The sequence below is a fragment of the Enterobacter cloacae complex sp. HYC033_NIDB genome (assembly GCF_056673335.1).
Map to the genome: position 1 here is coordinate 4284616 of NZ_CP115123.1, position 14193 is coordinate 4298808.

Below are 14193 nucleotides of genomic sequence, written 5' to 3' on the forward strand. Positions count from 1 at the left end.
TAAACTCTTGCCAGTAAGCAGCCTCGTAATCGGTTGCTCACAGTATCATATTCAGGCGAATTTTGCGGTATTACTCTTTAAAATCGTTCGCTTCCAGCTCGTGGCGTGAGAGCAATTTATAAAACTCGGTACGGTTACGCCCGGCCATGCGCGCCGCATGGGTTACGTTGCCTTTGGTGATTTGCAGCAGCTTGCGCAGATAGTTCAGCTCGAACTGGTTTCGCGCTTCCGCAAAGGTCGGCAAGGCCGTGTTTTCCCCCTCGAGGGCCTGCTCCACCAGCGCATCGCTGATCACCGGCGATGACGTCAGCGCCACGCACTGCTCAATCACGTTCACCAGCTGACGTACGTTGCCCGGCCAGCTTGCGGTCATCAGACGTTTCATCGCATCGGTGGAGAACGCGCGCACGAAGGGTTTGTGGCGGTCAGCGGCCTGGCGCAAAAGGTGATTTGCCAGCAGCGGGATATCTTCCGCACGCTCGGCCAGCGCCGGGATTTTCAGGTTGACGACATTCAGTCGATAGTAAAGATCTTCACGGAACTCGTTGCGCGCCATCACCTTGGGTAAATCGCGATGGGTAGCGGAAATAATACGCACGTTGATATCGATATCGCGGTTGCTGCCAAGCGGACGCACTTTTCGCTCCTGCAACACGCGCAGCAGTTTGACCTGCAACGGCGCGGGCATATCGCCAATTTCATCAAGAAACAGCGTGCCCCCCTCAGCCGCCTGGAACAGCCCTTCACGGCTGCTCACCGCGCCGGTAAAGGCGCCGCGGGCATGGCCGAAGAGCTCAGACTCAAGCAGCTGTTCCGGCAGCGCGCCACAGTTGATGGCAATAAAGGCATTTTTACTGCGCGGGCTGGCGTTGTGGATAGCCTGGGCCAGGATCTCTTTCCCGGTCCCGCTCTGGCCGTTGATCAGCACGCTAACGTCGGATTGCGCCACCATCCGCGCCTGTTCCAGCAGGCGCAGCATCACAGGGCTACGCGTCACGATGGATTCACGCCAGGCGTCGTCGCCGGATGGCGCCGCATGCTCAAGGGCGCTGTCGATTGCTTTATAGAGGGCGTCTTTATCCACTGGTTTGGTGAGGAAGCTGAATACCCCCTGCTGCGTCGCGGCCACCGCATCAGGAATAGATCCGTGAGCGGTGAGGATAATCACCGGCATCCCGGGCTGCTGCTTCTGGATCTCCGTGAACAGTTGCAGGCCATCCATTTCATCCATGCGCAAATCACTGATCACCAGATCGATTTTCTCGCGGCTGAGCACTTTCAGCCCCTCCTGCCCGCTTTCAGCGGTGACCACGCTGTAGCCTTCGCTGACCAGACGCATTCCCAGCAGCTTTAACAGCCCGGGATCGTCATCCACCAGTAACAGATGGGCAGGTTTACGGCTTGTCATGGCTTCACATCCTCTTGTTTCGGCGTCTCACTGTCTGGCGTCGTGGCAGAGTTGCCTTTCGACCCATCGGGCAGATAGCTGCCTGCCGGCTTACGCGTCGAGAGCTGTCTTTCGATATCGGTCAGATTTTCGAGCTTGCGGGTGGTGGTTTCCAGCTGCTCGCGCAGCGACTCCTGCTGCTGGCGAAGCGCATCAAGCTCGCTGTCGCTCGACTGCTGCAATTTACTGTAGCGGAAACGCTCTTCAGACAGCTGTAATTGCAGGGTTTGTCCATCCCGCCAGAGCTGATAGACCGGGCGCACCTGCGGGGGAATATTGATCACGTAAGTATCCAGCCGCGTCACGTTGGCGCGGCGTTCGACAGGCGTGATTCTGGCATCCGCCATCACGATCCCACGTTTAAACGCGTCCTGCCAGGTATCGTCCACCAGCATCGCCGCCTGGGCACGGGCCTCGGCGGGCGCCAGCCGCTGGGCGCAGTCTATTCCGCGCAGCCAGAACAGCGGATTGGATTCAACATCACGCCCCGACAGGTTCCATATATCATCGCAACGTGTTGAAAGGAAATCGGCCAGCTGTTTTTGCGGCCATTTATCTTCCTGTTTGTGGCTAATTGCACTTTTCGGCGCATGGGTTACACAGCCGGCCAGCAGTAAGCAGGGCAGGCTCAGGCGCACATTTTTGCTGGAAAACACCGCGCGCAGTGCGCGGTAAAAGACGTGTGACATACTCACCAGGTTGTTATTCATTTCATTGATTTTTCCGGCTCAAGAGGCAGTTCGATACGAAAACAGACATCGGCGCGTTCATCACTCACGATGTTAAGCTCACCCTGCATGCGTCGTATGCAGTCGCGGGCAATACTCAGCCCCAGACCACTTCCTTTTACCGCACCTTTTCGCTGATGACTCCCCTGGAAGAAGGGCTCAAAGATCATCGTTTTTTCATCATCCGGAATCGGGCTTCCCGTATTCGCTACGTCAATAAATACCCGCGAACCGTTGTTATTGCTTCTGATATAAATGGTACCGGATTCAGTACCATAGTGCACCGCATTGGAATAAAGATTATCCAGTACGCTCATCAACAGCATCGGCTCTGCCAGGCAGGAAGGCACATTGAGATCCACCTGGGTATGCATCATTTTAGCTCTTGCTGGCAGGCTATGGGCGGAGATCACCATGTCCACCAACGGTTCAATCTCAACGCTTTCAAGCACCACAGCACCATCCGCCAGCTTGCGGTTATAGTCCAGCAGTTGTTCAATAAGTTTTTGTAAATTGCGGCTACTGGCATCCAGAATCGCCACGATCTCTTTTTGCTCAGGGGTTAACGGCCCCGCTACTTCGTCTGCCAGCAGCTCCGTGCCTTCACGCATACTGGCCAGCGGTGTTTTGAGTTCGTGTGAGATATGGCGCAGGAACTGATGACGCTGCGATTCCAGCCACGCCAGGCGTTCAGAAAGCCAGATGATACGCTGACCGACCGAGCGCAGCTCGCGCGGGCCTTTAAAAACAACCGTATCCCCGAGAGATTTGCCCTCCCCCAGGCGGTTAATCATCCGCTGGATCCCCTTTACGGGGCCGATAATCATGCGGGTAAAGAGCAGTACCAGCCCAAGGCTGACGAGGAACAGCACCAGCGCCTGCCAGCCGAAGAACTGGCCGCGCTCGGCAATCTCCTGCTGGAGTTGCTGGCCACGGGAAAAGATAACCGTACGGGTGGACTGCACCATCTCCGTATTGGCGTTCGCGAAGGCTTCAAGTCGGGCGGCGGCGGCGGCATCAGGACCGCTGTTTTTGCACTGGAGCTGCGCCAGATCGTTCAGATCCTGACGCAGCGCCTGATAGAGTTTGTCATCCGGCAAGACCCCGGCATGGGCATCCAGCATTTCGCTGTAGCGTTTACGCTGGTTCTGATAAACCCTCTCCAGCGTGCGGTCGTCCAGCACGCAATACTGGCGATAGCTACGCTCCATCTCCAGCGCGGCGTTGGTCATTGCCTCGCTACGGCGGGCATCAATAAGCGTGGTGCGGTTAGTCAGGGCCGCCTGGGCACTTAACGCATTCAGGCTTTGCCATGCCTGCCACGCCAGAACCAGCAAAGGTAGCAGGATCAGCAGGAAGGCCATCATAACGAGCTGTCGCAGGGAGCGAGGGAAAGCGGGCCAGCGTTTCAACACATTACTCTCATCATCCGGGTTTGAGGAGAGCGTAACTGAGTCTGCCCTTCAGATACAACAAAGCCGGGTAAAAACCCGGCTTTGTCATGGAATAAGGCGGTGCCTAACTCGACGTTTCGCCCTGGCCTGATAAAGCATTGCAATAATCAGTAGTTGGACGGCAGGCACCTTTTTGTGCGTCATTCGAAGTTTATGTAGCACGTCCCGAAGGGGCTGACATAAGAAGGTGAATGAGCCACAGGTTACTATTATGCAACGCGCGTGCCAGATTGCAAAAATTGATACTATCCTTATGATTAATAATCATTTTATTATTAAAATGCATTGATTGTCAGGTGAATGATTTCCAGGCTAAGTGTCGCTATTAAGCAACACCTTAACGGGAACCTGTCCTGACATATATAAATCAATAAGTTAAATGTCTCTTATTGGAGACACTCAACCCAGAGGATTGTCGCGATTTTGCGACAGGTACAAAAAAGCCCGGTGGCGCTCGCGCTTACCGGGCCTACAGTCAGTGCGTTGAAACTTAACCCAGTTGTTTACGCGCGTTGCGGAAAATGCGCATCCACGGGCTGTCCTCGCCCCAGTTTTCCGGGTGCCAGGAGTTGCTCACGGTACGGAAGACACGTTCCGGGTGCGGCATCATGATCGTCACCCGACCGCTTTCGCTGGTGACTGCGGTAATGCCATTTGCCGAACCGTTCGGGTTAGCCGGATAGGTTTCGGTGACCTTGCCGAAGTTATCAACAAAGCGCAGCGCTACCAGTCCTTTGCTTTCAAGCTGAGCCAGGTGCGCCGCATCACGCACTTCAACCTGACCTTCACCGTGCGAAACCGCGATTGGCATCTGCGAACCCACCATTCCCTGCAACAGCAGAGACGGGCTTTGGGTCACTTCCACCAGGCTGAAGCGCGCTTCGAAACGATCAGACTGGTTGCGCACAAAGCGCGGCCAGGCTTCGCTGCCCGGGATCAGCTCGCGCAGGTTAGACATCATCTGGCAGCCGTTACACACGCCCAGCGCCAGCGTCTGCGGACGGTGGAAGAAGGTCTCGAACTCGTCACGCACGCGGCTGTTGAACAGAATAGACTTCGCCCAGCCTTCGCCCGCGCCCAGCACGTCACCGTAGGAGAAACCACCGCACGCCACCAGCGCCTGGAAATCTTCCAGACCGGTACGCCCGGCCAGCAGGTCGCTCATGTGGACGTCGATGGCGTCAAAGCCCGCACGGTGGAAGGCCGCCGCCATTTCCACGTGGGAGTTAACGCCCTGCTCACGCAGCACGGCCACTTTCGGACGCGCGCCGGTCGCAATGTACGGCGCGGCAATGTCTTCGTTAATGTCGAAGGAGAGCTTCACGTTCAGGCCAGGATCGTTGTCGTTCGCCTTCGCGTTGTGTTCCTGATCGGCGCATTCCGGGTTGTCACGCAGGCGTTGCATCTGCCACGTGGTTTCCGCCCACCACATACGCAGCGTGGTGCGGCTTTCGCTGAACACCGCGTGGCCGTCGGCTTCAATCACGAAACGGTCGCCCTGCACCGCTTTACCGAGATAGTGTACGCAGTCTGCCAGACCGTGCTGCGCCAGAATCGCTTCCACCGCGTCGCGATCTGCGGCGCGTACCTGAATGACGGCACCCAGCTCTTCGTTAAACAGCGCCGCCAGGCGGTCTTCGCCAAGCGTTGCAATGTTTGCTTCAACGCCGCAGTGACCGGTGAAGGCCATCTCTGCCAGCGTCACCAGCAGGCCACCATCGGAACGGTCGTGGTAGGCCAGCAGCTTACGCTGCGCCACCAGCGCCTGAATAGCGTCGTAGAAGCCTTTCAACTGGGCGACGTCGCGCACGTCGGCTGGCTTATCGCCGAGCTGGCGGTAAACCTGCGCCAGCGCGGTGGCGCCCAGCGCGTTATGGCCTTTGCCGAGGTCAATCAACAGCAGGGCGTTATCTTCAGTGGAAAGCTGCGGCGTAACGGTATGACGCACGTCTTCCACGCGCGCAAACGCGGTGATCACCAGCGACAGCGGAGAGGTCATCTCGCGCTGCTCGTTACCTTCCTGCCAGCGGGTTTTCATCGACATGGAGTCTTTACCCACCGGAATGGTCAGGCCGAGCGCAGGACACAGCTCTTCACCCACCGCTTTCACCGCTTCGTACAGGCCGGCATCTTCGCCCGGGTGACCGGCAGCGGCCATCCAGTTCGCGGAAAGTTTGATGCGTTTGATATCGCCAATCTGCGTCGCGGCGATGTTGGTCAGCGCTTCACCGACCGCCAGACGGGCAGAAGCGGCGAAGTCCAGCAGCGCCACTGGCGTGCGTTCGCCCAGCGCCATCGCTTCGCCGTAGTAGCTGTCGAGGCTCGCGGTGGTCACGGCGCAGTTAGCGACCGGGATCTGCCACGGGCCGACCATCTGATCGCGCGATACCATACCGGTCACGGTACGGTCGCCGATGGTCACCAGGAAGGTTTTCTCTGCCACGGCAGGCAGGTGCAGCACGCGGTTAACCGCTTCTGCCACGGTGATGCCCTGGCGATCCAGCGCTTTGCCCGCCGCTTTGCGAGTCTGCACGTCGCGGGTCATCTTCGGCGTTTTGCCGAGCAGCACGTCCAGCGGCAGATCGATCGGCTGGTTGTCAAAGTGGGTGTCGCTTAAGGAAAGGTGCTGCTCTTCGGTCGCTTCACCGATGACGGCATACGGCGCGCGCTCGCGGCGGCACAGCTCGTCAAACAGCGGCAGCTGATCGGCGGCAACCGCCAGCACGTAGCGCTCCTGGGATTCGTTACACCAGATTTCCAGCGGGCTCATGCCCGGCTCATCGCTCAGGATATCGCGCAGGTTGAAGCGTCCGCCGCGACCGCCGTCGCTCACCAGCTCAGGCATGGCGTTAGAGAGTCCACCCGCGCCCACGTCGTGGATGAACAGAATCGGGTTGGCATCGCCGAGCTGCCAGCAGCGGTCGATCACTTCCTGACAACGGCGCTCCATTTCCGGGTTGTCGCGCTGCACGGACGCGAAGTCGAGATCCGCATCAGACTGGCCGGAGGCCATAGACGATGCTGCCCCGCCGCCCAGACCGATGTTCATTGCCGGGCCGCCGAGCACGATCAGCTTCGCGCCGACGACGATCTCGCCTTTCTGCACATGATCGGCGCGAATGTTGCCGATCCCGCCCGCCAGCATGATCGGTTTGTGGTAGCCGCGCAGCTCTTCGCCGTTGTGGCTGTCCACTTTCTCTTCGTAGGTACGGAAGTAACCGTTCAGCGCCGGACGACCAAATTCGTTGTTGAACGCCGCGCCGCCCAGCGGGCCTTCGGTCATGATATCCAGCGCGGTGACAATGCGCTCTGGCTTGCCGAAGTCTTCTTCCCACGGCTGCTCAAAGCCTGGAATACGCAGGTTGGAAACGGAGAAACCGACCAGACCCGCTTTTGGTTTCGCGCCGCGACCGGTCGCACCTTCGTCACGGATTTCACCGCCGGAGCCGGTCGCTGCACCCGGCCACGGGGAGATCGCCGTCGGGTGGTTGTGGGTTTCCACTTTCATCAGGATATGCGCAGGCTCCTGGTGGAAGTCATAGCGCCCCGCTTCGCGGTCGGCGAAGAAGCGGCCCACCTCGGAACCTTCCATCACCGCGGCGTTGTCTTTATAGGCAGACAGCACGTGGTCAGGGGTTTGCTCCATGGTGTTTTTGATCATTTTGAACAGCGACTTCGGCTGCTGTTCGCCGTCGATAATCCAGTCGGCGTTGAAAATCTTGTGGCGGCAGTGCTCGGAGTTGGCCTGCGCGAACATATACAGTTCGATGTCGTTCGGGTTGCGATTCAGCTTAACGAATGCATCCTGAAGGTAGTCGATTTCATCTTCTGCGAGCGCCAGACCAAGACGCAGGTTTGCGTCGATCAGCGCCTGACGCCCCTGCCCCAGCAAATCCACGCTCTGTACCGGCGCAGGCTGATGGTGGGAGAACAGTTTCTGCGCATCATCCAGAGAATCAAACACGCTCTCCATCATGCGGTCGTGCAGCTCTGCGGCAACCACCTGCCACTGCGCGTCGCTCAGGGTTGACGCTTCCACATAGTACGCCACGCCGCGCTCCAGACGGTTAATCTGGTTCAGGCCGCAGTTGCGAGCGATGTCGGTGGCTTTGGAAGACCAGGGGGAGATGGTGCCAGGGCGTGGCGTGGCGAGGATTAATTTGCCGGTCGGCGTATGGCTGCTCAGGCTTGGGCCATATTTAAGCAGGCGTTCCAGCTGTACGCGCTCCTCTGCATTCAGGGGGGCGTTCAGGTCAGCAAAATGGACATACTCAGCGTAAATATTGCTTACCGGAAGGTCGGCCGCCTGAAAACGTGCCAGCAGTTTGTTAATACGGAAGGCAGACAGTGCAGGCGAACCACGCAGAATTTCCATCATAAGTCTCTCGTCTTCGAAGCGCCGGGGCGCTTACAGTGTGCGCAAGGGGGGAAAACGGGCGTCATTATAGAGAATCCTGAGCGCCGACGAAACCGTTTGCGTCGAAATAAAATCATCCTTTATGTTTAACAATAGATGTGACCTGTCTCTCTAATTGGTTGCCAACTGGCGCTACTTTGCGCAAAATGCCGCTCAATCAATGGCAAACTCTACTCTTAACATGACTACAGCACACTGAGGCAACCGGCGTCGCAGAGAATTAACTAATTGAAAAAATTAAAGATTAATTATCTGCTCATCGGCATTGTTACGTTGCTGCTGGCAGTGGCCCTCTGGCCGTCTATCCCCTGGTTCGGCAAGGCCGAAAACCGTATCGCCGCCATTCAGGAGCGGGGGGAGTTGCGCGTCAGTACCCTCTCCTCCCCGCTTATTTACGACGATATCAACGGTAAAACCATCGGTCTTGATTACGAACTGGCACAGCTGTTTGCGGACTATCTGGGCGTGAAGCTGAAAGTTACCGTGCGGCAGAACATCAACCAGCTGTTTGATGATTTGGACCATGACCGTGCCGATATTCTCGCCGCAGGTCTGGTGTACAACAGCGAACGCAGCAAAAACTATCAGCCGGGCCCGACCTATTACTCCGTGTCGCAGCAGGTGGTTTATCGTGTGGGTAGCCTGCGCCCACGCTCACTGGCCGACATCACCGACCAGCAATTGACCATTGCGCCAGGCCATGTGGTGATTGACGATCTGCGGGCGTTGAAAGAGAAAAAATACCCGAACCTCAGCTGGACGGTCGATCCTAAACTCGGCACGACTGAATTGCTGGAGCAGGTAAAAGATAAAAAGCTGGCCTATACCATTGCTGATTCGGTGGCGATCAGCCTTTTCCAGCGCGTTCATCCTGAAATTGCCGTGGCGCTGGATGTGACCGACGAACAGCCGGTGACCTGGTTTACCCAGCTGGATGACGATCAAACCGTCTCTGCGGCTATGCTCGATTTCTTTAATTCCATCAATGAAGACGGCACCCTGGCGCGCCTGGAAGAGAAATATCTCGGTCACGGGGACGATTTTGATTACGTTGACACCCGCACTTTCCTGCGCGCGGTGGACAGTGTGCTGCCGGACCTGCAACCGCTGTTTGAGAAGTACGCCGAGGAGATTGACTGGAAGCTGCTGGCGGCAATTTCCTACCAGGAATCGCACTGGGATGCTCAGGCCACCTCACCCACGGGCGTGCGCGGGTTGATGATGCTGACCAAAAATACCGCCCAGAGCCTCGGCATCAGCGACCGGACCGATGCGGAACAGAGCATCAGCGGCGGCGCGCAGTATTTACAGGATATGATGGCGAAAGTGCCGGAGACGGTCCCGGAAGGGGAGCGTATCTGGTTTGCGCTGGCCGCCTATAACATGGGTTATGCGCACATGCTCGACGCGCGGGCGCTGACGGCGAAAACCAAAGGTAACCCGGACAGCTGGTCCGATGTAAAACAGCGCCTGCCGCTGCTTAGCCAGAAACAGTGGTACCAGAAGCTGACGTACGGCTATGCGCGCGGGCATGAAGCGTATGCCTACGTGGAAAATATTCGTAAGTACCAGATAAGCCTGGTGGGATATCTGCTGGAGAAAGAAAAAGAGGCGGCCGAGGCGCAACAGCTGGCTGAAAGCTATCCGGTGGTCGCACCGGACGAGCTTAATCATCCTGCGGTTTCAATTCTGCCTTTTGTTGCTTTTTCTGCTGCCGACGCATTCGAAAAAAGTCACTTAACAGACCCGAACATTCTGGTGCAAGTACCCCGCCGATAGTTTTCACCTGGTGGTTCATCCCCGGATGCCCAAGTACGTCCATCAGTGAACCAGCAGCACCCGTCTTTTCATCCCGCGCGCCAAACACCAGCGTACCGATTCGGCTGTGCACCATCGCCCCGGAGCACATTACGCACGGCTCAAGGGTGACATACAGGGTGGTATCAAGCAGACGATAGTTTTGCAGCACCAGTCCGCCCTGACGCAGGGCCATAATTTCAGCATGCGCGGTAGGATCGTGACGGCCAATCGGACGGTTCCACCCTTCCCCAATCACCTGATTGTTATGGACCAGCACCGCGCCCACGGGCACTTCGCCCTCTTCCCAGGCGCGCTGAGCCAGCGCCAGCGCATGGCGCATCCAGTATTCATGATTGTGTTCAGGGTTGGACAAGGGCTGATACTCCAGTCGAAAAGCGGGCGGCATTATACACAGCCGGTACAGATAAGACTATTCGAGTTGCTGAAGTTCGCCCAGAGGCGTGACGCGCCAGCGGTGCTGGCAAAAATAGAGCAGCGGGTTGTCCTGCTTGCTGTCGCTGTAGCCGCTGTACAGACGCAGCGGCGTACCGATGCGTTTCTCCAGCTGCACCACTTTTTCATGTCCGAGGCAGCGCATAGTCAGCACCCAGCCGCCGTAGCCGCGCGCGATTTGTGTCGCGATAAGATTCACGCGCGGCAGCCAGGGCGTATCAAAATAGACATGCTCCACCAGCGTCTGCGGGGAGCCGGTAATCAGCCAGATATCGGCATCGTTGGCGTCGAGATAGCTGGTCAGGCGCGCCTGTACCACGGGAAACGCGGCGACGTGCCCGCGAAACCAGTGCGCAAAATCCTGTTCGAGCTGCTTAAGGCGCGCTTCGCTATGACCAAACGTGCATCCCCAGAGCAGCAGGCTCATCGGCCAGCGCGCTGCACGGCCTTTCACCAGCAGCGCGATACCAATAACGGGTAACAGGGGTAATACCAGCAACGCGTTAAGGGGCTGGCGCCGCAGCAGGTAGCGCATAAAGGTGCCGAACATATCCTGCTGATGCAGCGTTCCATCCAGATCAAAAAAGACAACGCGACGCTCGTGACTGGCCAAACCTTACTCCTCTGGGTCGTTGAATCCTAACAGCCAGGTAAACAGGAACCCGGCGATCACCGCTACCAGATAGCCTAACAGATAGAGCATCACTTTTCCGGTCACGATGGTTAATGCCAGCGGTAAACCGGAGATCCCGAAGGTAATGACGGTCGCCACTTTCCAGTAGCTGATTAACGCCCCGCCCACCGCGCCACCGAGACAGGCGGCCAGGAACGGCTTACCCAGAGGCAAGGTCACGCCGAAAATCAACGGTTCGCCGATACCGAGTAACCCGACCGGCAGCGCCCCTTTAATGACCTTTTTCAGACGCGCGTTGCGGGTTTTCATCAGCACCGCGATGGCCGCGCCGACCTGCCCAACGCCCGCCATCGACAGGATCGGCAGCAGTGCGTTATAGCCGTGCGCCTGTACCAGTTCGACGTGGATCGGCACCAGCCCCTGATGCAGACCGGTCAGCACTAACGGCAGGAAGGTCCCGGACAGCACGGCCCCCACCAGCAGCCCGCCGCGATCGATCGCCAGAGACGCGCCGTGGGCGATGGCTTCAGAGATCGCGCCGCCTAACGGTTGTAGCGCCACAATCGCCACGCTCCCGGTAATCAATGTGGTCAGCAGCGGGTTGAGGATCAGCTCAAGCGAGCCTGGCAGCAACGCGCGCAGCTTTTTCTCGATCCAGCACATCAGAATGACCACCAGCAGCACGGCAATCACCCCACCTCGGCCAGGCTGAAGCGCCTCGCCAAACAGCGTAATCTGCGCCAGCTGCGGGCTGGAGAGGATACCCGCCATTACGCCGCCCATCGCCAGCGAGCCGCCGAACACTTTGGCCGTGTTTACCCCCACCAGAATGTTCATGATGGCAAACACCGCGCTGCCGAAAATCGCCAGAATACCCAGCAGGTTCGGATACTGGGTGGCGAAATTCCCGACAATATCCGGACGCTTGAGGATATTGATAATCCCAGTGATCAGCCCCGATGCGATAAACGCCGGGATCAGAGGAATAAAGACGTTTGCCAGCTGGCGCAGCGCATCGCTCATGGGGGCTTTGTATTTGGCTTTCGCCTGCGCTTTGGTGCGTTCCGCGTCGTCAAAGGCGGGAGCCGTTTCACTGCCCGTCATCAGGGCGCGCATGGCATCAACCACCTGCGCCGCTTTGCCCGGACCGACAATCAGCTGGTGCTGTTGCCCCTGTTTAACGTACCCGCTCACGCCGGGGAGCTGCTTCAGGCGCGTTAAATCAAGCTTTTCGTCGTTGTGCACCTCGACGCGTACACGCGTCATGCAGTTTTCCAGACGCTGAATATTTTTTTCCCCACCGATCCCAAGCAGGATGTCGCTGGCGAGCGCTGCTGTTTTGTCCATACACGCCTCTTATTGGTGTTCTAATGCCGCCCGTAAAAACCCGTGATGGGCTTCGAGCCTGGCTCTGGCCGCGGCTGCATCCAGCCCGGTTAATATCATCAGAATGGCGGGTTTAACGTCGTAATCGGTCTGTTTGAGTACCGCTTCCGCCTCTTCCCGACCTGCCCCTGTCGCCTCTATCACCATGCGGCAGGCTCTGTCCACCAGCTTGACGTTGGTGGCCTGCATATCCACCATCAGGTTTTGGTAGACCTTGCCGAATTTCACCATCGCGCCGGTGGAGATCATATTGAGCACCAGCTTCTGCGCGGTTCCCGATTTCAGGCGCGTGGAGCCGGTGAGCGCTTCCGGCCCGACGACCGGAGAGATGGCAATGGCAGCCACCTGCGCAATCGGCGAACCCGGGTTACAGGAGATGGCCACCGTGGTACATCCCGTCTGTCTTGCGTATTCCAGCCCACCAATGACGTACGGCGTACGACCAGAAGCCGCCAGCCCGACGACCAGATCCTGCGCGGTCAGGTTCAGCGCCCTGAGATCGTCTTCCCCAAGCTGTTTATTGTCTTCTGCCCCTTCCACCGCTTTCAGCAGCGCGCCGGGGCCACCGGCAATCAGGCCAACGACCAGACCATGCGGAACGCCAAAGGTCGGGGGACACTCTGAGGCATCCAGCACACCGAGGCGCCCACTGGTACCCGCCCCCATGTAAATAATGCGTCCTCCTGCTTTCAGAGCGTCGGCAGCGGCGTCTACGGCTTTCGCCACCTCGGGCAATGTCTCTTTGACTGCCAGCGCGACGAGGGTATCCTGTTGATTAAAGCGGTTTACCAGCTCCAGCGTGGACAGTGCATCAAGATCCATGGTTTGCGGGTTACGCGTTTCAGAAACAAGAGAGCCTAGATTCATGTTATTTACCTCTGGAATTTTTAATTCATAATAAACGCACTATAATGGAATATAAAATTCATTCAGGCGAGCAAAATTCGTATTTGCGCGGGTAATCACATTTTCGCCAGGAGACCGTATGAACTGTTTAATTCGTATTCGCCAGCGCTACACAGGGTTTGCCCAGAGTGACAAAAAGCTGGCGGATTATTTACTTTCCCAGCCCGATCGCGCGCGACACCTCAGCTCCCAGCAGCTGGCAGGCGAAGCCGGGGTGAGCCAGTCGAGCGTGGTGAAATTTGCCCAGAAGATAGGCTATAAAGGCTTTCCGGCGCTAAAACTGGCGATCAGTGAAGCACTGGTAAGCAACCCTAATCCGCAGTCAATGCCGGTGCATAACCAGATCCGCGGCGACGATCCGATGCGTCTGGTCGGCGAAAAGCTGATCAAAGAGAACGTGGCGGCAATGCATGCCACGCTGGATGTGAACACGGAAGAGAAGCTGCTGGAAAGTGTAGCCATGCTTCGCGACGCGCGGCGTATTGTGTTGACCGGGATCGGCGCCTCCGGACTGGTTGCGCGTAACTTTGGCTGGAAGCTGACAAAAATCGGCTATAACGCCATCGTTGAACAGGATATGCACGCGCTGCTGGCGACCGTGCAGGCCATGGATCCTGACGATTTACTGCTGGCCATCTCCTATTCCGGCGAGCGTCGTGAAATTAATATGGCTACCGACGAAGCCCTGCGCGTAGGAGGAAAAATTCTGGCGATTACTGGCTTCAGCCCGAATGCGCTCCAGCAACGGGCCACCCGCTGTCTGTATACCATTGCCGAGGAACAGGCCACTCGCAGTGCGGCGATTTCGTCGACGAGTGCGCAGATGATGCTGACGGACCTGCTGTTTATGGCGCTGGTTCAGCAGGATCTGGAGCGTGCGCCAGAGCGTATTCGTCACAGCGAAGAGCTGGTAAAAAAACTGGTCTGAACAACGAATGAGCGTATAATGCCCGCCCTGTTTGTGATGT

At 57.6% G+C, this 14193-nt stretch carries 10 protein-coding genes; 2 read left to right on the forward strand and 8 right to left on the reverse strand.

All coding sequences use genetic code 11. The features are described from left to right. Positions 1–70: 70 nt before the first annotated feature. The 4 genes from glrR to purL all read right to left on the reverse strand — a co-directional run bounded on the left by glrR (position 71) and on the right by purL (position 8007). Positions 71–1408 carry a two-component system response regulator GlrR gene (glrR, locus tag O1721_RS20470; RefSeq protein WP_015572150.1) on the reverse strand — a complete coding sequence of 446 codons (1338 nt, stop codon included), beginning with the start codon at positions 1406–1408 and terminating at the stop codon, positions 71–73. Next, entirely contained in the window at positions 1405–2157 is a 753-nt protein-coding gene (gene qseG / locus O1721_RS20475) for a two-component system QseEF-associated lipoprotein QseG (protein WP_015572149.1), read from the reverse strand. The genes glrR and qseG overlap by 4 nt, the downstream gene beginning before the upstream one ends. After that, positions 2154–3587 carry a two component system sensor histidine kinase QseE/GlrK gene (qseE, locus tag O1721_RS20480; protein ID WP_032650081.1) on the reverse strand — a complete coding sequence of 478 codons (1434 nt, stop codon included), beginning with the start codon at positions 3585–3587 and terminating at the stop codon, positions 2154–2156. The genes qseG and qseE overlap by 4 nt, the downstream gene beginning before the upstream one ends. Before the next feature lie 532 nt (positions 3588–4119). Then, positions 4120–8007, reverse strand: a complete 3888-nt coding sequence (purL, locus tag O1721_RS20485) for a phosphoribosylformylglycinamidine synthase (protein WP_032649110.1) — start codon at positions 8005–8007, stop codon at positions 4120–4122. A gap of 267 nt (positions 8008–8274) precedes the next feature. Here purL and mltF point away from each other — a divergent pair, with 267 nt between their 5' ends. After that, positions 8275–9825, forward strand: a complete 1551-nt coding sequence (mltF, locus tag O1721_RS20490; protein WP_017383549.1) for a membrane-bound lytic murein transglycosylase MltF — start codon at positions 8275–8277, stop codon at positions 9823–9825. Here the strand turns inward: mltF and tadA are convergent. The 4 genes from tadA to murQ are packed head-to-tail and all read right to left on the reverse strand — an operon-like array spanning position 9713 to position 13186. Next, positions 9713–10252: a tRNA adenosine(34) deaminase TadA gene (gene tadA / locus O1721_RS20495; RefSeq protein WP_022649032.1), complete on the reverse strand. Its 540-nt coding sequence runs from the start codon at positions 10250–10252 to the stop codon at positions 9713–9715. The genes mltF and tadA overlap by 113 nt on opposite strands. A 24-nt stretch (positions 10253–10276) precedes the next feature. Then, the gene (gene yfhb, locus O1721_RS20500) at positions 10277–10912 is read right to left on the reverse strand and encodes a phosphatidylglycerophosphatase C (protein ID WP_017383550.1); all 636 of its coding nucleotides are present in this window, start codon (positions 10910–10912) and stop codon (positions 10277–10279) included. Between the two features lie 3 nt (positions 10913–10915). Next, positions 10916–12280, reverse strand: coding sequence for a PTS transporter subunit EIIC (locus O1721_RS20505; protein WP_032649114.1), 1365 nt, complete (start codon positions 12278–12280; stop codon positions 10916–10918). Positions 12281–12289: 9 nt separating this feature from the next. Beyond that, positions 12290–13186: an N-acetylmuramic acid 6-phosphate etherase gene (gene murQ / locus O1721_RS20510; RefSeq protein WP_015572145.1), complete on the reverse strand. Its 897-nt coding sequence runs from the start codon at positions 13184–13186 to the stop codon at positions 12290–12292. A gap of 118 nt (positions 13187–13304) precedes the next feature. On the opposite strand from murQ, the gene O1721_RS20515 reads away from it, so the two are divergent. After that, on the forward strand, positions 13305–14153 hold the full coding sequence (locus tag O1721_RS20515) for a MurR/RpiR family transcriptional regulator (RefSeq protein ID WP_032649116.1): 849 nt from the start codon (positions 13305–13307) through the stop codon (positions 14151–14153). Positions 14154–14193 lie beyond the last annotated feature (40 nt).

Bases quoted from the DNA above. Each gene is read 5' to 3' on its own strand.
- glrR (WP_015572150.1), bottom strand. From the start codon at position 1,408: ATGACAAGCCGTAAACCTGCCCATCTGTTACTGGTGGATGACGATCCC.
- qseG (WP_015572149.1), bottom strand. From the start codon at position 2,157: ATGAATAACAACCTGGTGAGTATGTCACACGTCTTTTACCGCGCACTG.
- purL (WP_032649110.1), bottom strand. From the start codon at position 8,007: ATGATGGAAATTCTGCGTGGTTCGCCTGCACTGTCTGCCTTCCGTATT.
- tadA (WP_022649032.1), bottom strand. From the start codon at position 10,252: ATGCCGCCCGCTTTTCGACTGGAGTATCAGCCCTTGTCCAACCCTGAA.
- O1721_RS20505 (WP_032649114.1), bottom strand. From the start codon at position 12,280: ATGGACAAAACAGCAGCGCTCGCCAGCGACATCCTGCTTGGGATCGGT.
- murQ (WP_015572145.1), bottom strand. From the start codon at position 13,186: ATGAATCTAGGCTCTCTTGTTTCTGAAACGCGTAACCCGCAAACCATG.
- O1721_RS20515 (WP_032649116.1), top strand. From the start codon at position 13,305: ATGAACTGTTTAATTCGTATTCGCCAGCGCTACACAGGGTTTGCCCAG.